The sequence below is a fragment of the Curtobacterium sp. MEB011 genome, from assembly GCF_030209655.1.
In the GTDB taxonomy this organism is placed as follows: Bacteria; Actinomycetota; Actinomycetes; order Actinomycetales; family Microbacteriaceae; genus Curtobacterium; species Curtobacterium poinsettiae.
This window is the reverse complement of the sequence record NZ_JARVRN010000004.1, coordinates 13,075-37,855: the sequence shown is the minus strand read 5'-3', so window position 1 is coordinate 37,855 and position 24,781 is coordinate 13,075. Positions and strand designations below refer to the sequence as shown.

Annotated in this window: 23 protein-coding genes; 15 read left to right on the top strand and 8 right to left on the bottom strand. The window is 70.1% G+C overall.

Annotated elements, in window-relative coordinates:
- The first annotated feature begins 38 nt into the window (after positions 1 to 38).
- The 5 genes from QRN30_RS05815 (at position 39) to QRN30_RS05795 (ending at position 2,874) form a co-directional block, all read left to right on the top strand.
- Positions 39 to 419: a hypothetical protein gene (locus tag QRN30_RS05815; protein WP_139179603.1), complete on the top strand. Its 381-nt coding sequence runs from the start codon at positions 39 to 41 to the stop codon at positions 417 to 419.
- A 954-nt stretch (positions 420 to 1,373) separates the two neighbouring features.
- Positions 1,374 to 1,904 (top strand): hypothetical protein, encoded by a 531-nt coding sequence (locus QRN30_RS05810; RefSeq protein WP_194590034.1) that lies wholly within the window; start codon positions 1,374 to 1,376, stop codon positions 1,902 to 1,904.
- 111 nt (positions 1,905 to 2,015) lie between these two features.
- Positions 2,016 to 2,255, top strand: a complete 240-nt coding sequence (locus tag QRN30_RS05805; protein ID WP_284760622.1) for a hypothetical protein — start codon at positions 2,016 to 2,018, stop codon at positions 2,253 to 2,255.
- A 39-nt stretch (positions 2,256 to 2,294) separates the two neighbouring features.
- Positions 2,295 to 2,576: a hypothetical protein gene (locus QRN30_RS05800; protein ID WP_042539270.1), complete on the top strand. Its 282-nt coding sequence runs from the start codon at positions 2,295 to 2,297 to the stop codon at positions 2,574 to 2,576.
- 94 nt (positions 2,577 to 2,670) lie between these two features.
- A complete protein-coding gene (locus QRN30_RS05795) occupies positions 2,671 to 2,874 on the top strand; it encodes a hypothetical protein (RefSeq protein ID WP_071250265.1) in 204 nt (67 codons plus the stop codon).
- 33 nt (positions 2,875 to 2,907) lie between these two features.
- On the opposite strand, the gene QRN30_RS05790 is transcribed toward QRN30_RS05795, so the two are convergent.
- A complete protein-coding gene (locus QRN30_RS05790) occupies positions 2,908 to 3,501 on the bottom strand; it encodes a hypothetical protein (RefSeq protein ID WP_194590036.1) in 594 nt (197 codons plus the stop codon).
- 391 nt (positions 3,502 to 3,892) lie between these two features.
- Between QRN30_RS05790 and QRN30_RS05785 the strand changes: the two genes are divergently transcribed.
- The 3 genes from QRN30_RS05785 to QRN30_RS05775 are packed head-to-tail and all read left to right on the top strand — an operon-like array spanning position 3,893 to position 12,231.
- A complete protein-coding gene (locus QRN30_RS05785; RefSeq protein WP_284760621.1) occupies positions 3,893 to 6,511 on the top strand; it encodes a hypothetical protein in 2,619 nt (872 codons plus the stop codon).
- The gene (locus QRN30_RS05780) at positions 6,508 to 7,926 is read left to right on the top strand and encodes a type 1 periplasmic-binding domain-containing protein (protein ID WP_284760620.1); all 1,419 of its coding nucleotides are present in this window, start codon (positions 6,508 to 6,510) and stop codon (positions 7,924 to 7,926) included. The genes QRN30_RS05785 and QRN30_RS05780 overlap by 4 nt, the downstream gene beginning before the upstream one ends.
- Positions 7,927 to 7,965: 39 nt before the next feature.
- Positions 7,966 to 12,231: a type VII secretion EssC family protein gene (locus QRN30_RS05775; protein WP_284760619.1), complete on the top strand. Its 4,266-nt coding sequence runs from the start codon at positions 7,966 to 7,968 to the stop codon at positions 12,229 to 12,231.
- A 100-nt stretch (positions 12,232 to 12,331) separates the two neighbouring features.
- Here QRN30_RS05775 and QRN30_RS05770 read toward each other — a convergent pair whose 3' ends face one another.
- Genes QRN30_RS05770 through QRN30_RS05760 form a run of 3 tightly spaced genes read right to left on the bottom strand, consistent with a single transcriptional unit; the run spans position 12,332 to position 15,906 of the window.
- A complete protein-coding gene (locus QRN30_RS05770; protein WP_052481813.1) occupies positions 12,332 to 14,347 on the bottom strand; it encodes a serine/threonine-protein kinase in 2,016 nt (671 codons plus the stop codon).
- A gap of 48 nt (positions 14,348 to 14,395) precedes the next feature.
- A complete protein-coding gene (mshD, locus tag QRN30_RS05765; protein ID WP_284760616.1) occupies positions 14,396 to 15,223 on the bottom strand; it encodes a mycothiol synthase in 828 nt (275 codons plus the stop codon).
- Positions 15,223 to 15,906 (bottom strand): response regulator transcription factor, encoded by a 684-nt coding sequence (locus tag QRN30_RS05760; protein WP_017888078.1) that lies wholly within the window; start codon positions 15,904 to 15,906, stop codon positions 15,223 to 15,225. The genes mshD and QRN30_RS05760 overlap by 1 nt, the downstream gene beginning before the upstream one ends.
- A 180-nt stretch (positions 15,907 to 16,086) precedes the next feature.
- Here QRN30_RS05760 and QRN30_RS05755 point away from each other — a divergent pair, with 180 nt between their 5' ends.
- The 3 genes from QRN30_RS05755 (at position 16,087) to ygfZ (ending at position 18,190) form a co-directional block, all read left to right on the top strand.
- A complete protein-coding gene (locus QRN30_RS05755) occupies positions 16,087 to 16,368 on the top strand; it encodes a hypothetical protein (RefSeq protein ID WP_140448504.1) in 282 nt (93 codons plus the stop codon).
- Between the two features lie 137 nt (positions 16,369 to 16,505).
- Entirely contained in the window at positions 16,506 to 17,108 is a 603-nt protein-coding gene (locus QRN30_RS05750; RefSeq protein WP_214518638.1) for a heme-binding beta-barrel domain-containing protein, read from the top strand.
- Complete coding sequence (gene ygfZ, locus QRN30_RS05745) at positions 17,108 to 18,190, top strand: CAF17-like 4Fe-4S cluster assembly/insertion protein YgfZ (RefSeq protein ID WP_284760615.1); 1,083 nt, start codon at positions 17,108 to 17,110, stop codon at positions 18,188 to 18,190. The genes QRN30_RS05750 and ygfZ overlap by 1 nt, the downstream gene beginning before the upstream one ends.
- A gap of 96 nt (positions 18,191 to 18,286) precedes the next feature.
- Here ygfZ and QRN30_RS05740 read toward each other — a convergent pair whose 3' ends face one another.
- A complete protein-coding gene (locus QRN30_RS05740; protein ID WP_017888073.1) occupies positions 18,287 to 19,060 on the bottom strand; it encodes a class I SAM-dependent methyltransferase in 774 nt (257 codons plus the stop codon).
- Positions 19,061 to 19,104: 44 nt separating this feature from the next.
- Between QRN30_RS05740 and QRN30_RS05735 the strand changes: the two genes are divergently transcribed.
- Positions 19,105 to 19,851 carry a phosphoglyceromutase gene (locus QRN30_RS05735; RefSeq protein WP_017888072.1) on the top strand — a complete coding sequence of 249 codons (747 nt, stop codon included), beginning with the start codon at positions 19,105 to 19,107 and terminating at the stop codon, positions 19,849 to 19,851.
- A gap of 183 nt (positions 19,852 to 20,034) precedes the next feature.
- Here QRN30_RS05735 and QRN30_RS05730 read toward each other — a convergent pair whose 3' ends face one another.
- A complete protein-coding gene (locus tag QRN30_RS05730; protein WP_017888071.1) occupies positions 20,035 to 20,583 on the bottom strand; it encodes a P-loop nucleotide/nucleoside kinase family protein in 549 nt (182 codons plus the stop codon).
- Positions 20,584 to 20,614: 31 nt separating this feature from the next.
- Positions 20,615 to 21,283: a phosphate signaling complex protein PhoU gene (gene phoU, locus QRN30_RS05725; protein WP_017888070.1), complete on the bottom strand. Its 669-nt coding sequence runs from the start codon at positions 21,281 to 21,283 to the stop codon at positions 20,615 to 20,617.
- A 146-nt stretch (positions 21,284 to 21,429) separates the two neighbouring features.
- Between phoU and QRN30_RS05720 the strand changes: the two genes are divergently transcribed.
- Both QRN30_RS05720 and QRN30_RS05715 read left to right on the top strand, forming a co-directional pair.
- Positions 21,430 to 22,596, top strand: coding sequence for a sensor histidine kinase (locus QRN30_RS05720; RefSeq protein ID WP_017888069.1), 1,167 nt, complete (start codon positions 21,430 to 21,432; stop codon positions 22,594 to 22,596).
- The gene (locus QRN30_RS05715) at positions 22,593 to 23,273 is read left to right on the top strand and encodes a response regulator (protein ID WP_017888068.1); all 681 of its coding nucleotides are present in this window, start codon (positions 22,593 to 22,595) and stop codon (positions 23,271 to 23,273) included. Before QRN30_RS05720 ends, QRN30_RS05715 begins: the two co-directional genes overlap by 4 nt.
- A 271-nt stretch (positions 23,274 to 23,544) precedes the next feature.
- Here QRN30_RS05715 and QRN30_RS05710 read toward each other — a convergent pair whose 3' ends face one another.
- Positions 23,545 to 24,153, bottom strand: coding sequence for a hypothetical protein (locus tag QRN30_RS05710; RefSeq protein ID WP_284760614.1), 609 nt, complete (start codon positions 24,151 to 24,153; stop codon positions 23,545 to 23,547).
- 141 nt (positions 24,154 to 24,294) lie between these two features.
- Here QRN30_RS05710 and QRN30_RS05705 point away from each other — a divergent pair, with 141 nt between their 5' ends.
- Positions 24,295 to 24,777: a CarD family transcriptional regulator gene (locus QRN30_RS05705; RefSeq protein ID WP_017888066.1), complete on the top strand. Its 483-nt coding sequence runs from the start codon at positions 24,295 to 24,297 to the stop codon at positions 24,775 to 24,777.
- Positions 24,778 to 24,781 lie beyond the last annotated feature (4 nt).

Here is a 24,781-nt window from a genome sequence, read left to right as displayed (position 1 = left end):
TCGCCCGGCGGCGTGTATTTCGGAACCGCACCATCGCCGTGCTCTTGCTCTTCCTCGTCGTTGTCTTCCCGATCTTGGCATTCTTTGTAGCGCCGATCGCTTTGGGCGTGTACGACGATTCTCACCCAATGTCCGTAACTTGCACTGTTGAATCCGCAAAAGCGGGGAGTACTTCGAGTCGTTCCTTGAAGGGCGTCGGGAGTTCGGGCAGTCAGGTTGTCATCGAGACAAAAGGCTGTGGGCGGTTGCTGATCGACTCAGGTATCAACAAGGACAATGTCGATCGGGTGGCCGACGAACTCAAGGCGGGGCAGCGCTACCGATTCATAGTTGGAGAGGGGACCTACCGGTTGCGCTCGGTTCTTCAGCTGGTCAAGGTCGCACCTGATGTGCGCGACTTCAAGGCAACCCAGGAGTAGCGTGCGACGCGGTCTCGACGTTCACGCATGGTCTCTAGGGGTTGGGTCCCCGCACGCGGGTGGCGTCGAGCAGCATCGCGGCGTCCTCATGGCTGCGGCGACGATCGGTGCACTCGGAATCGCCTTGCCCCTCGTGCTCGCTGGTGATCATGCTTTCGCAGCGACGCCGTACTCGGTCCTCGGCGGTCCGTGCCCTCGATGGCGGTGGCCGGACGTGCAAGGCGATGATTTCGGCAGGACCTTACTGAGCGGGGCCATACGCGGCGCTGAAGAGCCGATGTGCGGGTCCCAGCCGCGCACAGAGGCCAGGGTCGGCTGGTGAAGTCCACCGAAGACGATCGGGTTGCGTCGAAGCTGCTCCGAAAGAGGAAAAGCAGGGCACCCGTCTGGGGGAATCGAGTGATTGCAGTAGCAATCGTGCTAGGCGTCATCGTGATTCCTCTCCTGGCATTAACGGTCGGACCGACCTGGCTCGGGCGATACGATGATTCTCATCGAATCAAAGTAACCTGCAAAGTTGATTCCGCCGAAGCAAACATTGCTTCTTCACGGTCTGCGAAAGGCGCGGGAGGCTCGCGACCGCAGGTGACCTTCCATACAGACTGCGGGAATCTCATCTACGCAGACGGGGTCGAACGATCGAGTATGAAACGAATAGCCGGCTCGGTTGAATCGAACGCGCCGTATCGGTTCGAAGTTAGTGCTGGCTCGTTCAATCTGCGGAAGGGTCTCAAGTTTGTCAAAGTAGCTCCGACGGTTTACGGCTATAGCCAAGTCCGCAAGTAGGGGCGAAAGAGTTCAGTGAAGCACCTAGCTGCTTTCCTCTACGGGATTTCGAACAGGTTTGTGTGGAAGATGAGCTATCGACCGAAGCCAGTGACCTCGCTTTTTCTACTATCCACCTCGACCCCGGACTTCCCAGCGGAGCGGACGCGATGCGGGGATCCATGGCACGTGGAGACACCGAACGTCCGGTTGGCGAAGAAGGCGGCTGGAGGCGATCATTTACTGGTGAGTGCTGCTTCTGATGGCACGTTTCGTCCTGCTCATAAGAGCCCTGCACGTGTCTTTCTTGAGCGGTTGCAGGCCGTCGGACTGTTGTTCTTGATCATCGGGCTCCCGGTGGCCACGTTCGGTTTCGGCCCGTCGATTCTCGGGCGGTACGACGATGGGCACCGCATGAAGGTCGTGTGTCGGGTCGATTCGGCAGAGGCGAACATGTCGTCTTCCCGGTCCGCGAAGGGAGCCGACGGTGCACAACCCCAGGTCACCTTCCACACGAATTGCGGGAATCTCCTCTACCTGGAAGGCGTCGATCGGTCCAGCATGCAGCGGATAGCGTCCGCGGTGGAACCAGGCGAGCGCTACCGATTTACTGTCGGTGCTGGCTCTTTCAGGCTGCGTGCCGGCCTCAAGGTCCTGAAGGTAGCGCCGGAGATCTACAGCTACACCGCAGTGCTCGCCTCGGAGACGCCCCGGCGTTGATTGCGTGACAGCCCAAACGACGAGTGAGCCGGAGCGGTGATGTTGAGACGAAGGAGCACACGGGACGAGGTCGTCGTGCTGTGCAACGAGGTGGCCGGATTCCTCTGCCGGATGGGGGCTCGTGAGGCGGAGGGCTTCTACCTCCGCCAGGCCGAGGCACTCCGCGTCGAGGAGGCGTGGCTTGCTCGGCGGCGGATCTACCGAAGGATCTACTCCGCGTCGAACACGGGGGCAGGGGGCATGGGCGACATGTTCGTGGTCACGCCTGACGGCGCGGGCGATGTCCCTGCGACCGAAGCGTTCCAGCGGTCACTCTCCGCGCTGCTGCGGGTGACGCGCACATTCCCGTGATGGACTCGCTGTTCCAGCGCTGAAGGGGCACGGCAGAACATGACCTTGTCGGAATTGCTCAAGCAACTCGACGACCACGCCGTCGAGGACGCCGCGTCGGCTGTGCAAATAGCCGCCGTACGATCTGTCCTCATTGCCGCATTCGAGCAGGCGCCCGACCATCCGGCATACCGCAGCGGGATACAGGGCGCCGCCCGCCTTGTTGCCGACACTTGGCCCTACGAGAGCGAGCTGGGGGCGCTGGTGCTGGCCTTTTCCGAAGCGGTGCGACGGAAAGTTGGCCCGCACCGTACGACGGACATCGGGGCTGCAGTCGAGTGACCCAGGACTAAACGGCTGCAGCGTCAGCTCCGCGCACAGCAGTGCGGACTCGTCTCACTCCCTGAAGGGCGTCGGCTCGTCGACGTCGCAGGTCGTGCTCGAGACGTCCGACTGCGGAACGCTCGTGCAGAGCTGGGGTGTGAGCCGCGACAACGAGGACGAACTGGCGCGGGACGTCATCGAGGGGGAGCGCTACCGGTTGAACGCCGGCGAGGGTTCCTTCACGATGCGGGCATTCCTGAACACGATCCGCCAGGCAGTGTACGTGAAGAGCTTCGAGCCCGTGCGAACACGGTAGGTCCGTCGGCCCAGTGCAGCAGCAGCGCGCCGCTCAGCGCCCGAAGGCCCCGACGAACTCACCCCACTGCGCGGGCGCCCGCTGCTCGAGCCATGCACAGAGCTCGGGATAGGCGGCGTCGATCGACAGGACGCTGATCACGCCGCGTTGGCCGTTCACCTTGATGTCCAGGCCACCGAACCGGTTGGTGGTGGGCCGGATGCGCTTGATCGCCGCCGGGTCGACGGTCCGCGCGGCACGGAACATCGGCGTCACGACCAGCTGCGAGTCGTACGCCTCGACGCGACGGCGCTTCTGACCGACGCCGAGGTAGACGAACAGGATCCCGAACAGCACCATGCCGACGCCGGCGATGAGCATGCCGATCGCATCGGGGTCGTCGAGCAGGCTGAGCGTGGCCAGGAAGAAGAACCCGCCGACGACGACGAAGACGATGCCGATGATGCGGAGCAGCAGGTAGCTGAACCGGCGCGCGCGGACGGTGAAGAGCACGCCGTACGCCTCGTCGCCGACGACGGAGGACGGTGGCCGCTTCCTGTCGCTCTGACGGACGAGCGCGCTGACGACGGCCGGGATGGCGACCATCGCGGCCAGGGCTATCACCACCGGCGACAGGTTGATGTTCACCGGCCCGCCCCTGTTCGTGCGTTCGTGCGCGGTCGTTCGAAGGGCATGACGCCCTGGTCCCCCTGGATCATGCGTGCAGAGTATCAGCGGGCTGTGGACAGGGACGGGCAAGCCCGTAGATGCTCTATGTTGGATTTCAGCGGCGAGCTGTGGCCCGAACGGGGGTGGCTGACGGGGCCGACCCGCCCGGACCCGACGCTGTTCAGCAACTAGCATCGATGTGCTCGACGATTCTCTTGGGGGGAAGACCGTGATCAACCAGCGTGCCGGGAACACCGGAACACGAAGCACCAGTCGCCGACTCGTGGGGGCGGTCGCCGTGACGGGGATCGCTGCGCTGGTACTCGCTGGCTGCACTTCCGACGACAAGCCCGTTGCTGACCCCTCGCGGGTGCTGCAGACCGTCGACACGCGCCTCGCCGCGGACGGTTCGATCACGTCGATCTCGGACACAGCGATCTCGGTCGCCGGCAAGGACTCGTCGTCTGCGATGACCGAGCACGACCCCGCGAAGGCGGCGAGTGACCTGCCACTGCGCATCACGACGCAGTACTCGACGAAGAAGAAGACCGGGACGGACCTCGCCGACCTCGACGGCTACTCGGGTCGGGTGTCGATCGACCTGACGATCGAGAACCTGACGGTCAAGTCGAAGAACCTGACCTACGACGTCGCGGGCACGTCGCGTTCGACCCCGGCACTCGTGGGCGCGCCCTTCAGCATCGCTGCGTCGACCGTGCTGACGGGGACCGCCGCGGACCGCGTCGTGACGGACTCCGCCGACTCCGGCTCCTCGACCGACGGTGTCGTGAGCACCAACGAGGACGGCGACGCGGTCGTCCAGTGGGGACGGCTGCTCGCCCCGCCGACCTCCGGCGCGAGCAGCACGCTGCACCTCGTCGCCGACGTCGAGGACTTCACCGCGCCGACCATCGACGTCGCGGCGCAGCCCGGGCTGTCGACGGACCTGTCCTCGACCGGCGTCGTGAACGCGGCGTTCGGGTCCGACAACGATTCCGAACTGGCGCTGCAGCGCCGCACGATCGACCTCATCGCGCAGGTCAACGAGGTGCTTGCCCGTGCCGGCGGCACCATCACCGAGGTCCGGTCCAACCTCGAGACGACGTCCGAGACCCTCGGCGTCAGGACGGCGGAACGCCTGAAGGAGAGCAGCTCCTCGCTGGCGAGCACGATGCAGTCGCTCTCCGGGCAGCTCGGCTCCCTGAACGGCGATCTCGGCACCACCGTGAAGGCCACGCAGTCGACGGTGTTGCAGCAGCTCCAGCAGACCACCACGAGCCTCGACAGCCTGCTCGGCGACACGTCCGCGACCGCGCCGGCAACGGTGCTCGACGGCAACGGCTGCGCGGCCACACCGAAGACCCCGTCCGCCGGGGGCAGCGTCTACGGCAACCTGCTCCGCGTCTCGGCGCAGCTCACCGGCTACGCCGACGCCAGCGAGGCGTGCAAGCAGCAGGTCAGCACGCAGCTGGCGGGATCCGTCGGCCCGGCGTCGCCGGACGTGGCGACGTGCGCCCCTCAGGAGGCCCGTGGTTCGTTGACCTGCGCGCTCTGGGAATCGTCGCGTGCGGTGAGCACCTCGTTGATCGGTCTGGTCAACACCGGGCAGCAGCTCGCCGACCAGCTCGACCCCAAGCTCGCGGACGCGGCGATCGAGCAGTCGGACGCCCTGCGGGCCAAGCTCGGGGAGATCGACACCGCCGTGCAGGCGCTCGGCAGCGACGGCACCGGTGAGGTCGCGCGCACCCTGCAGGCGTTGCAGGACCTGCGTGACCAGACCGCTGACGACCTCGGCCCTGTGCGCGACGCCGTCACGACGGTGAACCGGCAGGCCATCGCAGCGCGCGCCCTCGTGGGCGGCGCCGGCGACGGTCTGTTCAGCACCTCGATGCAGGCGCAGAACCGCGAGGTCGCCGACCAGCTCTGCGCTCTCGCGGCGACCGACCAGCTCGACGCGGAGCAGGCGGATGCGCTGCGCGGGTACCTGACCACGACGCCGTGCCCCGGTGCCGAAGAAGGCACGACGCTGAAGCCCGGTGGGCGGTTCAGCACCCCGATGGACGAACGCCTCACGGACCAGGCGGAGCAGTGGGATGCGGTGGTCGCGGCGACCGATCTCCGTTCAGCGACCGGTATCGGTGCCGCGGTGACGACGCTGTCCGACGACGTCGAAGCGCTCGACGACGGCATCGCCGAGGTGCGTCGAGCGGTGCGCGACGACGGTGGCTCGGTCGACGGCGCAGCCCGCCAGCTCGAGGAACTCGTCGAGCAGGCAACGAAGTCGAGCGCAGTGGTCGGCACCCAGCTGACCGCGATCAGCACGCAGCAGACCGAGCTGCAGGACGCCGTCCGCAAGGCCTTCGCCGACGCGTCCACCCAGTCCGAGAAGGACGTCCAGAAGATCATCGACCAGCAGGTGCGGCAGGTCAGCGAGACGGCGAAGGGCAGTCGTGACGCCGTCATCTCGGCCTTCGACAAGTCGATCGCCGGCCTCCGTTCCACCTCTGGCGAGGTCACGAAGGACTCGAAGGGCACGATCGACGAGCAGCGGGGGACACTGGAGCGGGAAGGCTCCGAGCTGGCGTCCGCCGTCGACCGCCAGACGGCGTCGAGCCTGGAGCAGATCGCCGCGAGCACGAGTGCTTCGACGCGCGACGTCCAGGGCGCGTCGACACTGCTGACGGGCGACCTCAACCGGGTGATGCTCGACCTGGGTGACCGCAAGGTCAACGGATCCGGCATCCTCGGCGCGATGGCCACGAGCGCGGCGAAGTCCGACTCTGCGGACTACCAGCTCGCCCTGGCATCGCAGAACGCCGCCGGCTACGCGAACGTCCGCGCCGAGGACGTCGCCGGGATACTCCTCCAGCAGGAGCAGTTCCGCGCCTCGATCGACGCGGCGACGACGCTGCCGGCGTTCCAGCTCAAGGTGCCGGCCAGTGCGACGTCGACCACGCTGTACACCTTCCGGATCGGGGCTGAGCGATGAGCGACCAGACGACCGACCAGACGATCGACCAGACCGAGGGCACCGACGCCGGGCGTCCGCGCAACCGACGCCGACTGCTCATCGTCGGCATCGCCGTGCTCCTGGTGGCCGCGGTGGTCGCCGCCGTCCTGACGTTCCGGGCGATCGCCAGCAGCGCGCCTGCCGAAGCCGTCCCGGCCACGGTGCCCGTGGGCGTCACCGTCAGGGGCGTTCCGGAGGACACGAAGATCGGCGTCGTCGTCACCCTGGGCGACGGCGAGGGCTCCGAGTGGAACGAAGCGGCGCAGGGCGCCCTCGTCGCCGAGCGACGACTCGCGCTCGGCGGAACCGACATCACCCTCGTCACGAAGAACGACGGAGGGACGATCGCTGGGGCGAAGGCCGCTGTCGCCGACCTCGCCGAGAGCGGCGTCGCGGGCATCGTCGTCGCTTCGTCCGGAGCGCACGTGACCGGAGCGCTCACCGCTGCGGCGGCGAAGGGCGTCCCGGTCGTGCTGCCCTACGCACCCGCCGAGAAGGACTCCTGGACGACCGCCCCGGCAGCCGGCTCGGTCAGCAGTGCCATGACTGCTGCGCTCGGTGACGCCGGATCACCGCTCCTCGTCGACCTCGGCGGCGGTGCTCCTGCAGGGCTCCGGGTGGCGCACGTCATCGACGGCGACGACACCTCGGACACGGGCTCGCTCGCCGAGACGATCGCCGCACGGACCGGTGTGAGCGGTGCGGGCGAGGGTGCCGACGAAGCGCAGGACACCGACCGCAAGGTGGACCCGGACTCCGATGCGGTCGTCATCAGCGGTTCGGCGCAACGACAGGGCGCCCTGGTGGCAGCACTCCAGGCCGCCGACGTCACGGTGCCGGTCATCCTCACCCCGGACGCGACGAGCCCGGCCTTCGGCGCAGCGCTCGTCGACGGCGGTGGCAGCCTGAGCGGCACCTTCCGGACAGTCGGAGTGGCCACCGACGACGCACGGGCGCTCTCCTCCGACGCCGAGGGGCGGGCGATGTCCGCGTTCCTCGGTGGTGTCCGGGTGCTCGCGGACGATGCAGACGCCCAGAACCTGACGGGCGACCGGCCCTTCTCGGCGGTGGCGGGAGCAGCGGACTCCCGGAGCCACGACGCCGTCGTCGCGCTCGTCCGCGCGGTCGGGAAGGCCCAGAGCGTGGAGCCGACCGACGTCACCGACGCCCTCGCCACGCTCGACCTCGACTCCGCGGCGGGGATCGCCGGCCCGCCGCTCGACTTCACCCGGCAGCAGGCGCTCGGCGCGCGCGCGACCGTGCTGTCGGCCTCGGCGCAGCAGCTCGGTCTCCGACCCGCCAACGTCGCCGCTGGCGGCTCCGATGACGCATCCGGCGACGACGCGGCCCAGGCAACCTCGCTGGTGTGGTTCGAGGACTCCACCGCACGCTGACCCACCCACGCACGGACCCCCGAGAAGGACAACGCGAGCATGCGCCTGCTGATCGAGCTCGACGACCGTCGCGAGGCGGTCGAGGTGGACGGATGGTCCGGCGCGTCCTCCCTCGGAGAACTCGTCGCCGCCGCGATCGGCGTCGAGCTCGACGCCGAGACCTCTCTCGCGGTCGACGGACACCGAACCAGCGCGGCGACTCCGCTGCGTGACCTCGTCCTGCTCGAGGGGTCCCGTGTCGGACGCACGCCGCAGGAGCGCCCGCAGTTGGTCGACGACTGGAGTGTCACACTCGCCGGGGGGCTCGACGCGGGTCTGGTCGTGCCGATCCCGCGCAGCCGGAAGCTCGTCGTGGGCCGGGCACCGCAAGCCGATGTCGTGCTGCCCACCGAGAGCGCGTCGTGGGAGCACTGCACGATCGAGCGCGAGGACGACGGGGTCCGGGTGCGCGACGCCGGTTCGACCAACGGCACCGTGATCGCGGGCGAGCGCATCGATGCCGACGGTGTGCTGCTCACCGGGACCACGAGCGTCATCGTGGGCGGCGCCGTGCTGTTGGTCCGGCCAGCGCTGGACGAGGTCCCCGTGCCAGCCGCGGGCTCGCTGGCCAACCTGACGCCCGCGGCGACCGCGCCGTTCAACCGCCCGCCCCGAGCCGGGCGGAACACCGAGACCGAGACCGTCGACCCACCCGCCAAACGCGAGGTCCCCCAGGCCTCCAAGTTCAGCTGGATCACGGTCGCAGCGCCTCTGGTCCTCGCCGGGGCGATGGTGCTCCTGCTCGGCGACGCACGGTTCGCCCTGTTCGCGCTGCTGTCTCCGGTCACCGCGATCGGCATGTGGTTCGAGCAGAAGCACCGTCGGGCGAAGAACCTGAAGGAGGAGGACACCCGCTTCGCCGAGGCAGTGGAGTCCTTCCGGGGTGAGATCGCCGAGGCCGCAGCGGTCGAGGCCGCCCGTCGGCAGGAACTCGTCCCCGACCCGGCCACCGTCGTCCGCCGGGCCGAGCTCCCCACCACCCTGCTGTGGCAGCGACGCTCCCAGGACACCGACTTCCTGAGCCTGCACGCCGGCACCGGAGACGCACCGTGGCGCCCCGAACTCGATCAGCGGGCCGCGTCGTCCAAGCTCGAGGACGAAGCGAAGGCGGCCATCGCGGACAGTCGCCTGACCGCAGCACCGGTGGTGGCCGACCTGTCCGACGCCGGCGTCGTCGGGATCGTCGGTGACCGCGAGGGAGCACTCGCGCTGGCGCGCAGCCTGCTCGCGCAGGCCACCGTGCACTGCGGTCCCGCCGACCTGACGGTGGGCATCTTCTGTGACGCTGGCCGTGCCGATGACTGGGGGTGGGCCTCGTGGCTGCCGCACGCGCGCGTGGCGGGGAGCAGCACCGGTGCACGTTGGATGTCGGCACAGCGCGACCAGAGCGCGGCGATGCTCCGAGGGCTGCGGGAGTCGCTCGACGAGCTACCGACCCCGAACCTGCTCGTCGTGGTCGACTCCGAGGTGCTCACCGAGGGGCGCGATGCGCCCGCCCGCAACCTGCTCGGCGAAGGGCGCACCGTCCCCGGACAGTCGCTCCGTCCCGGTGAGCAGCCACGCCGGGTGAGCGGGATCGTCATCGCGACCAACGAGCAGCAGCTTCCCGCAGCCTGCACGACGATCGTCACGGTCGGTGCCGACGCCGCCGCGACGGTCTACCGGCCGGAGGACCGGACCCGCGTCGAGGACGTCGTGCTCGCCGGACTCAGCGTCGAGACAGCCGAACGGAGCGCCCGCAGCGTGGCGCACTTCGACGATCCCGAACTGCTGGTTGCGGGGGCGTCCTTGCCGTCGCTCGTCCGCCTGCCGGAGCTGCTCGCGGGGGACGACACGGTTCCGCGAACCCAGACGGCCACGAGCCCCGTCGACACGATCCGAGCGGCGTGGGGCGCCCGCACCGGCTTCTCGACCCCGATCGGGTCCTCGGAGAGCGGCGTCCTCGAGCTCGATCTGGTCCGCGACGGGCCGCACGGTCTGGTCGGTGGCACGACGGGTTCGGGCAAGAGCGAGTTCCTGCGCTCGCTCGTCGCCGGGCTCGCTGCACGCAACGATCCCACCCGCCTCAACTTCCTGCTCGTCGACTTCAAGGGCGGCGCCGCGTTCGCTGCCTGCGAGCGACTGCCGCACACCATCGGCACCATCAGCAACCTGGACGAGCAACTCGCCGACCGTGCGATCCGTGCACTCGAGGCCGAACTCGAGCGTCGTCAGCGGGTGTTCGCCGCAGCCGGCGCGGACATCGACAACCTCGACGCCTACCTGGCGACGAAGCCCGACGAACCGATGCCGCGCCTGCTCCTCGTGGTTGACGAGTTCGCGATGCTGGCGAAGGACTTCCCCGACGTCCTCACCTCGCTCGTCGCCGTCGCCGCGGTCGGTCGGACACTCGGCGTCCACATGATCCTCGCCACCCAGCGGCCTGCTGGCGTCGTGAGCGAGGACATCCTGGCGAACACCAACATGCGGGTGGCGCTGCGGGTGCAGAGCCGCGAGGACTCGACCAACGTGATCGGCGTGCCCACCGCCGCGGGTATCGGTCGCCAACAGACCGGTCGCGCGTACGTGAAGCTCGGGCAGGACGACATCACCCCGGTGCAGACCGCGCTCGTCACCGGCCGTGCTCGCGACGAGCGTGCGGAGCAACCGGTGTCCGTCCGACCGACCGACGTCTTCGGCGTGCCCGCTCCGATGCCCGCTCCGGCGCCGACGGCGGCCGACGTCACCGACCTCGACCAGCTCATCGAGGCGATCGCGCAGGCGAACGCCGCCGCCGGGCACGCCCCGCCGCGACCGATCTGGCCCGAGGCCCTCGGCGATCGCGTCGAGCTGGCCGAGCTGGCGCCCGTCGTCGGACCGCTGCGGACCGTGCCCGTCGCCCTGGCCGACGACCCGGACCACCAGCGCCAGGTCACGACCGGGTGGGACCTCGACGAGGGCAACCTCATGCTCATGGGCATCCCCGGCAGCGGGACGAGCACGGCCCTCGCCACCCTCGCCTTGCAGCTCGCCGAGGCGACGAGCCCGGACGACCTCGACCTGCTGGTGCTCGACATGGGTCCAGGCGACCTGGCGCCCCTCGCGCAGCTTCCGCACACGACCGCCTACGTCGGCTCCGGTGCCGGCGCGGGGGAGGTGCAGGCGCGGTTCCTCCGGCACCTGCGCGTCGAGCTCGAGCGACGTCGCGCCACTCCGGGTGGCCGCCGGGCAGTCGTGTTGATCGACGGCCTCGCGGCCCTGCGCGACGAGTACCAGGACTTCGAGGGGCAGCTGCTGCTCGACGCCCTGTACCGCGTCTACGCCGAGGGGCCCGCGCTCGGCATATCGTTCGCCGTCTCGACGACCCGCGCCAAGGCCGTGCCGTCCGCGATGGACGAAGTGACGACCCAGAAGTGGATGTTCCGCCTGGCCGACCCGTACGACTACGCCTCGATCGGCGTCCGCCCGAAGGACGTCCCACCGCCCGTACCCGGTCGCTTCATCGACTCGATCCTGCGGCTGCAGTCCCACGTGGCGACGCCGGACGTCCCGCTGGCGCAGGCCGTCGATCGCCTCGTCGAGCGCTGGCCCGGCACGGCTCCGAAGGCGAGTGCGGTCGGTCGGCTGCCCGACGCCGTCCTGGTCGACGAACTCGGTACGGGTGCGGTGTTCGCGGGGGAACCGTGGCGGATCCCGATCGGGGTCGCCGAGGACGATCTCCGTCCCGCAGCGCTCGAGGTCTACGACGGCGAACACGTGCTCGTTGCGGGTCCAGCCCGGTCGGGCAAGTCGACCGTGCTCCTGGCGCTCGCGGCCCTCGCTCGCGCCGCGGATGGCGTGCGACCGGCGGTCTGGGCGATCTGTGATCGCCGTTCGCCGCTCGCCTCCGGGGCCTTCGACCGCATCGCCGTCGGCCCCGACGAGGTCCCGGCTCTGCTGGCCGGGCTGCGGCTCGAGCGTGGACCGGTGCTGCTGTTGATCGACGACGCGGAACGCTTCGATGACGGCGACCAGGCCATCGCGACGCTGCTCGCGACCGAGCGCCCCGGGCTCTGCGTCGTCGCGGCGGGCCGCTCGGCGGACCTCCGATCGCTCTACAGCCACTGGACACGAGCGGTCCGCAAGTCGCGTTGCGGCGTCCTCCTGCAGCCGGACGTCGACTACGACGGCGAGTTGCTCGGCGTCACGCTCCCGCGCCGAGCACCGGTGGCGCTGACCGTGGGTCGCGGCTACGCGTCCTCCGGCGGCGCCGTCCGCCTCGTGCAGACCGCGTCCGCAGGCAGCTGACCGACTGACTGACGGACTGGAGGCCCGTGGCGACGCCGCCACGGGCCTCCACGCTGTCAGCTGGTCGCGCGACCGACGCGCTCAGCCCAGACAGGCCCGCTCAGTCGCGCGTCGTGATTCCGAAGGGCGAGCTCTCGAGGTTCGTGAAGTTCCCCACCGTCGCCCGGACGGTGCACGACGGGGCGACGGACAGTGCGGTGACCACGAGCCCGTCGGACGACACGGCCAACGCGCCCGAGCAGCCGTCGGCGAACCGGACGCCGGACTCACCGCCGGCCACGTCGACGAGCATCTGCGACGGCCGCCCGCTGCTCGGACTGCGGTAGAGCGGGTTGAGCTCGTCGGCACCGTTCGGCCACACCGGCACCAGGGTCACCGGCAGCGCCGTCTGGCTGACCGTCCGGTCGGGCGTGCGGACCTCGACGCCCTGCAGCCGCTGGACGGGGTAGGCAGTCCCGCGGACGGCGTCGTCGGTCACGGCTGTGGTGGTCGCCTCGCCGACACCCTCGAGCCAGGTCTGCAGCGCGGCACCGTCCTTGACAGAGAGTGGCACAGAGGCCTCGACCGTGACGTCTCCACCGGCGGGGACCTCGACGCCGGACAGGCTCCACGCACACGCCGTGTCCACACCGGTCAGCGACGGCTGGTTGCGCTTCGCCGTGATGCCCTCGCCGGACCAAGTGGCCGCGGGGCAGGAGGCTCCCGACCGAGCACCTGGCAGCACCTCGAGGAACGGTCCGCTGAGGGTGGCCGCCTGCGCCGCGTACGTGATGCGCAGGTCCACGGTGCCCTTCGCCGGGTCGATGGTGGCACGCCGTGTGGTCGCGAGGCCGGTGGGAAGCGGCTGGTCCTGCTGGTAGGCGTTGGCGGCCTGTGCGGTCGCGGAACCGGGCCCCGGCGTCTTCTGGAGAGCTCCGGGCAGCCACACGACGCCACCGACGATCAGTGCGGCGACGAGCACGACGCCGATGCCGCCGAACAGGAGCGCACGGTTGGTCAGCCATTCGGGGCGGGCGAACCGACGCGTCGGTTCGGGCTCGGCGGCCGGTGCGGCGGGCAGCGGCTGCCGCGCCATCGGCCGGATGACGGTCTGCGACCCGGCGGGGCCGAGCTCCGGGGCCGGCCCGACGACCGCGGTGTCGTCCCCGGTGGCGGTGGTCTGGGATCCCGTCGCGTCGTCGGGGCGGACCCCACGGACGACGGTCGCCGGACGCTCGACCTCGTCGAACGAGTCCGGGTCGCTGGAAGCGACCAGCGCGGATGCCGAGGCGAGGGACCGTGCGAGCCGACGGAGAGTCCCCGCCGCGTCGGCCGCCGACGGCCGGGCGTTCGGGTCCTTCGCCAGCAGGGCAGACACCGCCGTCCACAACGGGTCCGGCACGTCGAGTGGGGGCGGGTTCGACGTGACGTGCCGGTACGCCACTGCGAAGTCCGTGCCAGGCCCGGCGAACGGCGTGCGACCGGACAGCAGCTCGTAGAGCATGACCCCGGCGCCGTAGACGTCGGCGGCCGGACCCGAGCGGCCGTGGCTGATCGACTCGGGTGCCATGTACTGCGGTGTGCCGAGGAGCCCGGTGGTGGTGCGCTCGCGCTCGGCGACGACGGAAGCGATGCCGAAGTCGCTGACCCGGACGTCGCCGGTCGCGCCGGACTCCCACGGGGCCTGGAGCAACACGTTGTCGGGCTTGACGTCACGGTGGGTGACGTCCTGCTCGTGCGCCGCAGCGAGGGCGTCGAGGGTCTCGGCGGTGATGGTCAGGGCGTCACGCGGAGTGAGCGGCCCGTTCGCCGCGAGCAGGTCGCGGGCGGATCCGCCCGGCACCAGGTCCATGACGATCGCGAGCCGGTCACCCTCGACGACCAGGTCACGGACGCGCACGACGGACGGGTGCTGCAGGGCGAGGAGCACGGAGCGCTCCCGGACGAAGCGCTCGACGATCTGCGGGTCGGCGGCGAGTTCGGCACGCAGGAGCTTCGCTGCGAAGGCCTCACCGGTCGCAGTGTGTTCGACGCGCCAGACCTCACCGGTGGCACCGGTCCCGAGCAGTTCGACCAGTCGGTAGGACGCACCGAGCGGTTCGCCCTGGCCGTACTGCCCTTGACGGTCCTGCGCCACGCGTTCCCCGATTCCCCCGATGGCCGACCCCTCGCCGACCACGCAATGTTACCGGCCGGGCTGCTCCGGCGCCGCGTACTGCACGTCGATCGCGTGCTGCGTGAACCCCGAGCGCCGGTACAGCGCGAGCGCCGGCTCGTTGTCCCCCTCGACGTACAGTGCGGCGGCGGTCAGCCCGCGGCCGTGCAGCCGGGCGGTGCCCGCACGCATGAGCACACCACCGAGCCGCTGTCCCTGCAGGTCGGGCCGCACGGCGACGGCGTAGAACTCGCCGATGCCGTCCTCGACCTTGAGCCAGCACGACCCGGCGAGCTGCCCGGAGGCATCGCGGAGCAAGAGCAGGTCGTCGCCGGAGAACCAGGCGTCGGCTTCTCGGGCGTGCAGGTCGTCCAACGTCATCCGCCCCTGCTCGGGGTGGTGCGCGAAGGCTGCGGCGTTCAGCGCGAGCCAGTCGGTCTCGTCGTCGGTGCCCGGGCGGAACGCCGACAGGTTGAACCCGTCGGGCAGCTCGACGTCGGCGGCGACGTCCACCTCGGAGTCGGCGACGGGCGCCCGGAGCTGCAGCAGCGTGCGGACCGCGCGCCAGCCGAACCGGTCGGCCAGCGCCCGCGCTGCCGGGTGGTCCCCGTGCGCCCAGGCGAGCCGGGGAGCGGCCCCGCCGCCCAGCGCGAGCGCCTGCGTCACCAGGGCGGTGCCGATGCCGCGGCCGCGGGCCTCCTGGAGGACGACCATCTCGAGCTCACCGTCACGGACCACGGCGACCCCGTCGCCGACGGACAGGACGCTCGCGCGCCCGGCGCGGACGTCCACCAGGGTCTGGTCGGAGAACGGTGGGGCCTCGCCGGGGGCGACGAAGGCGCCGAGGTCGGGCAGCACTACTGCCCCATCAGGCGCTCGGCCTCGTCGTCGTAGACGTTGAAGCGGTACCCGACGTTGCGGACGGTGCCGATGAGTGACTCGAGGTCGCCGAGCTTGGCGCGGAGCCGTCGGACGTGCACGTCGACGGTGCGGGTGCCACCGAAGTAGTCGTAGCCCCAGACCTCGCTGAGCAGCTGCTCGCGGGTGAAGACGCGTGACGGGTGGGTGGCGAAGAACCGCAGGAGCTCGAACTCCTTGAACGTCAGGTCGAGCGGCCGACCGCGAACCTTGGCGGAGTAGCTGGCCTCGTCGATGACGACACCGGACGCCTGGATCTTCGAGCTCGTCTGGCCCTTCGCGGCACGACCGGCCGACAGGCGGATGCGGGCATCGATCTCGGCGGGGCCGGCGCTCTCGAGCACGACGTCGTCGACGTTCCAGTCGCTGTTCACCGCGGTCAGACCGCCCTCGGTGACGACGAGCACGATCGGCGTGGTCGACCCCGACGATGCGAGGATCTTGCACAGGGCCTTCGCGCTGACCAGGTCGGTGCGGGCGTCCACGAACATCAGGTCGCTCTGCGGGGCGTTGACCAGCTGCGCGGCCTCGGCCGGCACGTGGCGGATCCGGTGGCTCAGGAGGCCCAGGCTCGGCAGGACGTCTCCGGGCGCGGTCGAGGTGAGTACCAGGAGCTGTGCCACAGGACCTCCGGAGGTGGATGACGTCGTGGAGACATCCTAGTGATGCTCGGGAAGGACTCATCCGGCCGGACGGATTGCGCGCCGTCCCGCACAGCACCGCACCGACGGTGCGAGCGTCCCGCACGAGCACCGCACCCGACGGTGCGAGCATTCCGCACGTCCCCTGTCATGATGGATCGCGTGACCGAGCCCGTGCACCCCACCGACCAGCGTCGCCTGCGGCTGACGTCCGTCCTGCCGGTCTGGGTGCTGGCGGTCGTGGGGGCGGTGCTCGTCCTGACCCTGGCCGAGCGTGACTCGTTCGCCTGGCTGCTGCTCGTCTTCGTCGCCTGCGTCATGGTCAGCTTCGTGCTGCAGCTCATCACCGCCACCAAGGACGGGCTGGTCGAACGGATCAGCATCGCGTCGTCCGGGGCGTTCGTCGTGGTGCTCGTCACCGCGGTGGTGCTCCTGGCGCGTTGAGCCGAGCCGCGTAGACTCCGGACCATGGATTCGCTGCTTGCGCTCGAGCTCTTCTACGTCGGCCTCCTCGGCCTGGCGTCGCTCGCGATCGCGTTCATCTCGGTGGTCGTCGTCGTGAAGCTGTTCAAGGGTCAGCGTTGATCGAGCTGCCCGAAGGCCTCGCCCCCGAACTGGTCCCGCTGTCGTGGCTGGTCGGCGTGTGGGAGGGCACCGGTGTGGTCGAGTACCCGGTCGGTGACGACGACGAGGTCCGGAACTACGAGTTCGGCCAGCGCGTCAGCTTCAGCCACGACGGCCTGCCCTACCTGAACTACTCGTCCACCACGTGGCTGCTCGACGACGACCACACCCCGCTCGCCGCCGAGATGGGCTACTGGCGGATCGACCGTCCGACCGAGCCCGGCGACCGCGGCCCCGCGATGCTCCTGGGCGAGGGGCCCACGCCCTTCAGCACGGTCGAGAGCGTCGAGGCGCTCCGCAACACGACCGACGGCTTCGACGTCGAGGCCGCGATCATCCACCCGACGGGCGTCAACGAGCTCTACGTCGGCCGTGTGCTGAAGGGCCGGATCGACCTGTCGACCGACGCCGTGCTGCGCTCGCCGAACGCGAAGGACTACTCCGCCGCGACCCGCCTGTACGGCCTGGTCGAGGGCAAGCTCTTCTGGGCGTGGGACATCGCCGCACTCGGCCGTGAACTCACCTCGCACGCCTCGGGGCAGCTCGCGAAGGTCGAGTGATGTCGGTGTTCGCCGCGCGGGACGGCTTCGTCGCGGCCGATTCGGTCGCCGCGCACTTCGGCAACCCGATCGGGGAGCAGCGCCTGCTGTCCCGCGGCCGCGCCGTCGTCGAGCTCGGTCTGGGTGTCGTCACGGTCTCCGGGCCGGACCGCCTGTCGTGGCTCAACTCGATCACCTCGCAGCAGCTCACCGGGTTGCCCACGGGCGTCAGCACCGAGACGCTCGTGCTCGACCAGGCCGGACGCGTCGAGCACGCGGCCCGGATCGTGGACGACGGTGCGACCGCCTGGCTGCTCTCCGAGCGCCCTGACGCTGCGCCGCTCGCCGGCTGGCTCGACTCGATGCGCTTCATGCTCCGGGTCGAGGTCGCCGACCGTTCGGCCGACTTCGTCACCCTCGGCTGGCTCGGCGAGGCCGCACCGTTCGCCTCCGTCGAACTGCCGAAACCACCCGTCGTCGAGTGGGTCGACCCGTGGGGCGTCGTCACGCCCGGCGGGTGGGGCTACGCCGCCCAGGAGGCCCACCCCGGCTCCGACTGGACCCTCCGCATCGCCGTGGTCACCCCCGGCACTGCGGCCGCGATCGCCGCGTCGGACGTCCCCGTCGCGGGGCTCCTGGCGTACGAGGCGTTGCGGATCGCCGCCTGGCGACCGGTCCTGTCCGACGTCGACGAGCGGACGATCCCGCACGAGCTCGACTGGCTGCGTTCCGCCGTGCACCTGTCGAAGGGCTGCTACCGCGGGCAGGAGACCGTCGCCAAGGTCCACAACCTCGGGCACCCGCCGCGTCGGGCCGTGCTGCTGCACCTGGACGGGTCCGACGGCGTGCTGCCGGCACCCGGCACCCCCGTGCTGCTCGACGACAAGCAGGTCGGTCGGCTGTCGGCGTCGGCGATCCACCACGAGCTCGGTCCGATCGGGCTCGCCGTGGTCAAGCGTTCCCTCGACCCCACCGCGACCCTGCGGCTCGAGGCCGACGACGTCGTGGTGACCGCGGCGCAGGAGACCATCGTCCCGCCCGAGGCCGGTGCGACGGCGAACGTCCCGCGCCTGCCCCGTCTCGGAGCCGTGAAGCGCTCCTAGCCTGCGCGTTGACGGTCGCAAGACACCGGTGTTCGCCGGTCGCACCGCGGTTCGCGGGTGTTCGGAGCGCGAACACCGGTGTTCTGCGCCGCTGCGTCAGGCGGGCTCGACGGCCGACCAGGGGACGCTGAGCTCGCCGAGCCGCCACCTGGTCACGCCGTGCAGCACCGGCCACCCGCGGCCGCGCATGCCGCGCACCGTGGCGATCCACCGCTGCCGGGGTCCGTACGTGCCGAGCGGAGCCGCGACCGCCCACGACAGGTCGAGGTCGCCGAGGAACGCGTGCACCCGTTCGCCGGGCACGTTGCGGTGGATCAGGGCCTTCGGCAGGCGCTCGGCGACGATGGAGGGGACGTCGAGCCCGGCGAGGCGGAGCGACACCGTGAAGGTCCGTGGCGCGACGTCGTCGAGCGTCACCCACGATGCGACCCGGCCGACTTCGTTGCACGTCCCCTCGACGAGCGCACCGCCGGGCTGCAGCCGGTCCTGCATGATCCGCCACGACCCGACCACCGCGGACTCGTCGTACTGCCGCAGCACGTTGAAGGCCCGGATGACGGCGGGTCGGCGCTGCCCGGGCGTCGGCGTCTCGAAGCCACCCAGGCGGAAGGTCACGCCGTCGCGGGTCCCGGCGTTCGCGAGCGCGACCCGCGAGGGCTCGATCTCGATGCCGGTCACCTCGACGTCCGGTCGGACGGCCGCCAGCCGGTCGCGGAGCTCGAGGGTGGTGGTCGGCGATGCCCCGTAGCCGACGTCGGCGACGAGCGGGTCGTCCGTCCGGCGCAGCACCGGCAGGGTCGCGATCCACCGGTCGACGCGGCGGAGCCGGTTGTACCCGGTCGTCCCGCGCGTCACGTTCCCGATGGGCATGCGTCAAGGGTACGGGGCCGGTACCGCTCGGTAGACTCGGAGGCATGACCTCCACGCTCGTCCTGCTCCGTCACGGCAACAGTGACTGGAACCAGAAGAACCTGTTCACCGGTTGGGTCGACGTCCGGCTCAGCGAGCTGGGCGAGAAGGAGGCGAAGCGCGCCGGCGACCTCATCGCCGAGTCCGGCATCGTCCCCGACGTCCTGTACACCTCGCTCCTGACCCGCGCGATCCAGACCGCGGACATCGCGCTGCTGCAGGCCGACCTGGCCTGGCTGCCGGTGAAGCGCGACTGGCGCCTCAACGAGCGCCACTACGGCGCCCTGCAGGGCAAGGACAAGGCCCAGACCCTGGCCGAGTACGGCGAGCAGCAGTTCATGGAGTGGCGCCGCTCGTTCGACGTCCCGCCGCCGCCCATCGCAGACGACGCCGAGTGGTCGCAGTCCGGTGACCGCCGCTACGCCGAGCTCGGCGACCAGCTGCCCCGCACCGAGTCGCTCAAGCTCGTGATCGACCGCCTGCTGCCGTACTGGGAGTCCGACATCACGAAGGACCTCGCCGCTGGCAAGACCGTGCTCGTCACTGCCCACGGCAACTCGCTGCGTGCGCTCGTGAAGCACCTCGACGGCATCTCCGACGATGACATCGCCGGTCTGAACATCCCGACCGGCATCCCGCTGGTGTACGAGCTCGACGACGACTTCACGCCGACGAAGCCCGCGTACTACCTGGACCCCGAGGCCGCCGCTGCCGGCGCCGCCGCCGTGGCCGCCCAGGGCGCCAAGAAGTAGCGCCCACGTAGAACGCCCCGTCCGGCATCCGGGCGGGGCGTTGGTGCGTGTGCCGTACTTCCCGGAAGCGACAGTGGGCCGCCAACGTTCCGCCGACTCCTGTCGCTCTGCCAGGAGGAACGGATCGCCCCGTCGACGACGTGTCGCTTCGGCAGCATGGTCGGCTCGACGAGCCGTGGCTGGTCAGACGAAGTGCGACGCGATCTCCTGCACCAGGGCCCCGACGTCGTAGGGCTTCGTGGTGTCGACCCGGATCACCGGGACACCGGCGAGCCCGACCGGGTGCGCGTCGTCGCCGTGCTCGTCCCAGAAGGCCAGCACGTCGGCCATGTCCCCGTGCACCTCGTGCCGCACCGGCACGGTGCCCGGGTCGTACCGGTCCCGCAGCCGCTGCTCGGCGGTGACGCGGTCCGTGTCGCACCACACCTCGACGGCGCGCGGCGACCCGGCGGAGGCGAGCCCGGCCTCCAGACGGTCCCGGTCGCGGGACGGCAGCCAGACGGCGTCGAGGACGACCCCGTTCTCGACGGCCCGGGCCATGGACCACATCGTGTCCATGGCGATGCCGCCGAGCGGACGGGAGGCGATCATCGGGCCGACGACGTCGGCCAGGGGCTCCTTGATGCGGTCCTTCGACAGGAACGGGCAGCCGAGCACCTCGGCGAGTGCCGTGCCGATCGTGCTCTTGCCGGAACCGGGCATGCCGTTGACGATGATCGCGACCTGGGCCATGCCACGATCCTCGCAGACCGATCGGGTCGGGTCAGACCGCCGCGGTCGAGGTGGACGCGCCGGTCCAGTCGCCGGTCGCCAGGTACTCGACCTTCTTCGCGATCGAGACCGCGTGGTCGGCGAAGCGCTCGTGGTAGCGGGAGGCCAGGGTGGCGTCGACCGTGTCGATCGGGCCGCCCTTCCAGGCCTCGCCGAGCACGAAGTCGAAGACGCTGGCGTGCAGCTCGTCGACGGCGTCGTCCTCGTCGCGGATCTCGGCCGACAGTGCGATGTCCTCGGTGGCGAGCAGGCGCGTGAGCTTCTGCGCCATCGCGACGTCGTGCTTGCCCATCTCCTTGAAGGTGCTGCGGAGGCCCTTCGGCACGACCTTCTCGGGGAAGCGCTGGCGGGCGAGCTGCGCGATGTGCTCGGCCATGTCTCCCATGCGCTCGAGCGAGGAGCTGACGCGCAGGGCGGTGACGACGACGCGCAGGTCGCGGGCCACCGGCGCCTGGCGGGCCAGGATGTCGATCGCGATCTCGTCGAGGCTGTTCGCAGCGAGGTCGATCTTCTCGTCGTCGGCGATCACCTCTTCGGCGAGGGCGACGTCGGAGTCGCCGAAGGCCTGCGTGGCTCGGGTGATGGCGGACTCGACGAGCCCGGCGATCTCGGTCAGTCGCTCCTGGACGTCCTGGAGTTCCTGCTGGAAGACTTCGCGCATGGGGGAGTACCTCTCTCTGCGTACCGGACGAGTGTCGTCAGCGCAGGTGAACGAACGGTGACGCGGGGCTGAACGCTTCGCGTTCTGGCCTTCCGCGGACGGTGAACGGTACCGGAACCCCGCATGACCATCCCTACACTGGCGGCATGGACAACGCGTGGCTCGTGCCACTGTCGATGCTCCTCGGCGGGGTCTTCGGCGCGGGCGTCGTGGTGCTGATCATCACCGCCGAGCGCACGGCACGTGCTGCCGACGTGGCGGAGCGGACCCTGCCGGACGGTGTCGCAGCGGTCATCTCGACGATGCACAACCCGGCGGTCGTCATCGACCCGTCGAACACCGTCGTCGCGGCATCGCCCCAGGCACTCACCGCGGGGCTCGTCGTGCGCCGACGTCTGGTGCACCAGGAACTGCTCGGCCTGATCGACCGGGTGCGCAAGAGCGGGGAGATGGGGGCGGAGGACCTCGAGCTGCCACGCGGCCGCCACGGGGAGCTCATCGGCTACCTCAGCTTCCGCGCCGCCCAGCTGGGCAACCGGTACGTCCTGCTCACCGCGGACGACCTGACCGAGAGCCGCCGCATCGACGAGGTCCGCCGCGACTTCGTCGCCAACATCTCGCACGAGCTGAAGACCCCGATCGGTGCCATCGGGCTGCTGTCGGAGACGCTCGTCCTCGCCGCCGACGACCCCGCGCACGTCAAGAAGTTCGCCGCGCAGCTCATCACCGAGTCCGAGCGGCTCGGGGCGCTGACGAAGGACATCATCGAGCTGTCCCGCCTGCAGTCGGTCGACGCGCTCGAGAACAGCGAGGAGACCGGCATCGACAAGATCGTGCAGGCCGCCATCGACGGCAACGAGGTCGTCGCCCGCGCCCGGTCGATCGAGATCATCCGCGCCAAGAAGTCGAAGCTGCGGGTGATGGGCGACCCGGGCCTGCTGCAGGTCGCGGTGTCGAACCTCATCGCCAACGCGGTGAAGTACTCGCCGGACGGCACCCGCGTCGGTGTGGGCGTCCGGTCGTCGAAGGGCTTCGTCGAGATCGCCGTCACCGACCAGGGTGTCGGCATCCCCGAGGCCGACCTCGACCGCGTCTTCGAACGGTTCTACCGTGTCGATCCCGCACGGTCGCGCGCCACCGGGGGCACCGGCCTCGGGCTCGCGATCGTCAAGCACGTCGTCAGCAACCACGGTGGTGACGTGCGCGTCTGGTCGCAGTCCGGCAAGGGCTCGACCTTCACCATCCGTCTGCCCGAGGCAGATCCCGAACTGACCACAGCCCTCGAAGAGCAACTGGAAGAGCAGCCATCGTGACCAAGATCCTCATCGTCGACGACGAGCCGGCCCTGAGCGAGCCCCTGGAGTTCCTGCTGCAGCGTGAGGGGTACGAGACCTCCGTCGCTGCCGACGGCGTGACAGCGCTGTCGAAGTTCGACACGGAGAACCCCGACCTGGTGCTCCTCGACCTCATGCTGCCGGGCCTGAGCGGCACCGAGGTGTGCCGGCAGATCCGGACCCGCTCGAACGCGCCGATCATCATGCTGACCGCGAAGGACTCGGAGGTGGACATCGTCGTCGGGCTCGAACTCGGCGCCGACGACTACGTCACGAAGCCGTACTCGACGCGGGAGCTCCTGGCCCGGATCCGTGCGGTGCTCCGACGGCGTACCGAGGACGACCCGGCCGACAGCGGCATCCTGCAGGTCGGCGGCATCCGGATGGACGTCGAGCGCCACACGGTGTCCGTCGACGGGTCCGAGACGCCGATGCCGCTCAAGGAGTTCGAGCTCCTCGAGCTGCTGCTCCGGAACGCCGGCCGCGTGCTGACCCGTGGGCAGCTCATCGACCGGGTGTGGGGGTCCGACTACTTCGGCGACACCAAGACCCTCGACGTGCACATCAAGCGCATCCGCTCGAAGATCGAGCGGGTGCCGTCGACCCCCGAGATCCTGGTGACGGTCCGCGGTCTCGGCTACCGCATCGAGGCGTAGGCCCCGCGACCGGTCACGACTCACCGCGCGTCGTCCTGGGAGTGGTCGCAAGTCGTCGCCTCCGGCGCCTTGCAATGACGGTTCGTGACCACTCGACGAGTGGTCTGCGACGAGTCATGACCGGGCCGCGCGCGAGGGCGCGCGCGACGGCTGGCGACGGCTGGTGTGTGCACCGCACGGACAGGAGGCCCGGTGCCGGTCCCTGGGACCGGCACCGGGCCTCCCGGTCTGCAGTGGTCGAGCGTCGCGTCAGCGCGTCAGCGCGGACGGACTACTGGCCGTCCGTCGGCGTGGCCGTCGGGGTCGAGGTCGGCAGCGTGACCGTGTCGGTCGGCTCCGGGGTCGGGCTCGGGCTCGGCGCGAGGGTCTGGTACTCCTCCTGCGAGCTGGTCAGCACCGGCACGTTCGCCGAGGTGCCCTCGGCGTCGGGGTAGCTGAAGTAGACCTTGACGAGCGACCCGGGCTTCGCGTCCGCGTTGTCGAACACGATCGGCTCGGCGTCGGCGGCGGTGGTGCCCTGGGTGGTGTCGCCCTCTTGCACGCTCGACTCGGCGTCGCTGCCCGCACCCGCTGCCATGGCGAGGTCGACGTGGCTGTTCGCCGGCACGTCGACGGTCCGGGTGTCGCCGCCGATCTCGATCGAGACGGTGTAGTCGTCCTGGTCGTCGTTGTTCACGAGCGTGCCGATGAAGCGGGCGCTCTCGCCGTCGTCCGAGATCAGCAGGGCGTTCCGCACGTCGACCTTGCCGGTCGAGACGTCCACGCCGTCGGTGATCTGCTTGATGTCGACGGTGTGGGCCGGCGACATGAACTCGCACCCGGTGGCGCCGAGCGCGATGGTTGCCGCAACGGCGACGGACACGAGTACCCGAGGTCGCAAGAGATTCCTCCGTAAGTCACGATGAGGACCGGGCGGTCCCCGCGCCCATCCTAGCGATCACCGGGAGGGGTGAGCGTTGAGGGTCCCCTTACCGGAACGGCCCTTGTGGTAAACTGGAGGTCTGGGAACGGAGCCTGATACATGCAATTCGAGGTCGGCGAGACCGTCGTCTACCCCCATCACGGGGCGGCAACCATCTCTGAAGTCAAGACTCGCGTCATCAAGGGCGAGGAAAAGGTCTACCTGAAGCTGCGGGTGACGCAGGGCGACCTGACGATCGAGGTCCCGGCGGACAACGTCGACCTGGTCGGCGTCCGCGACGTGATCGGCAAGGAAGGGCTCGACAAGGTGTTCGAGGTCCTCCGGGCGCCGTTCACGGAAGAGCCCACGAACTGGTCACGCCGGTACAAGGCGAACCTCGAGAAGCTCGCTTCCGGTGACGTCATCAAGGTGTCCGAGGTCGTCCGCGACCTCTGGCGGCGCGATCAGGACCGCGGGCTCTCCGCGGGTGAGAAGCGGATGCTGGCCAAGGCCCGGCAGATCCTGATCTCCGAGCTCGCGCTGGCCGAGAAGACCGACGAGGACAAGGCATCGACCGTCCTCGACGAGGTCCTGGCCTCCTGAACGC

Excerpts from the sequence above, each read along its gene's own strand:
- QRN30_RS05805 (WP_284760622.1), top strand. The coding sequence starts at position 2,016 with ATGGGGGCTCGTGAGGCGGAGGGCTTCTACCTCCGCCAGGCCGAGGCA.
- QRN30_RS05800 (WP_042539270.1), top strand. The coding sequence starts at position 2,295 with ATGACCTTGTCGGAATTGCTCAAGCAACTCGACGACCACGCCGTCGAG.
- QRN30_RS05780 (WP_284760620.1), top strand. The coding sequence starts at position 6,508 with ATGAGCGACCAGACGACCGACCAGACGATCGACCAGACCGAGGGCACC.
- QRN30_RS05775 (WP_284760619.1), top strand. The coding sequence starts at position 7,966 with ATGCGCCTGCTGATCGAGCTCGACGACCGTCGCGAGGCGGTCGAGGTG.
- ygfZ (WP_284760615.1), top strand. The coding sequence starts at position 17,108 with ATGTCGGTGTTCGCCGCGCGGGACGGCTTCGTCGCGGCCGATTCGGTC.
- QRN30_RS05740 (WP_017888073.1), bottom strand. The coding sequence starts at position 19,060 with ATGCCCATCGGGAACGTGACGCGCGGGACGACCGGGTACAACCGGCTC.
- QRN30_RS05735 (WP_017888072.1), top strand. The coding sequence starts at position 19,105 with ATGACCTCCACGCTCGTCCTGCTCCGTCACGGCAACAGTGACTGGAAC.
- QRN30_RS05730 (WP_017888071.1), bottom strand. The coding sequence starts at position 20,583 with ATGGCCCAGGTCGCGATCATCGTCAACGGCATGCCCGGTTCCGGCAAG.
- phoU (WP_017888070.1), bottom strand. The coding sequence starts at position 21,283 with ATGCGCGAAGTCTTCCAGCAGGAACTCCAGGACGTCCAGGAGCGACTG.
- QRN30_RS05720 (WP_017888069.1), top strand. The coding sequence starts at position 21,430 with ATGGACAACGCGTGGCTCGTGCCACTGTCGATGCTCCTCGGCGGGGTC.
- QRN30_RS05705 (WP_017888066.1), top strand. The coding sequence starts at position 24,295 with ATGCAATTCGAGGTCGGCGAGACCGTCGTCTACCCCCATCACGGGGCG.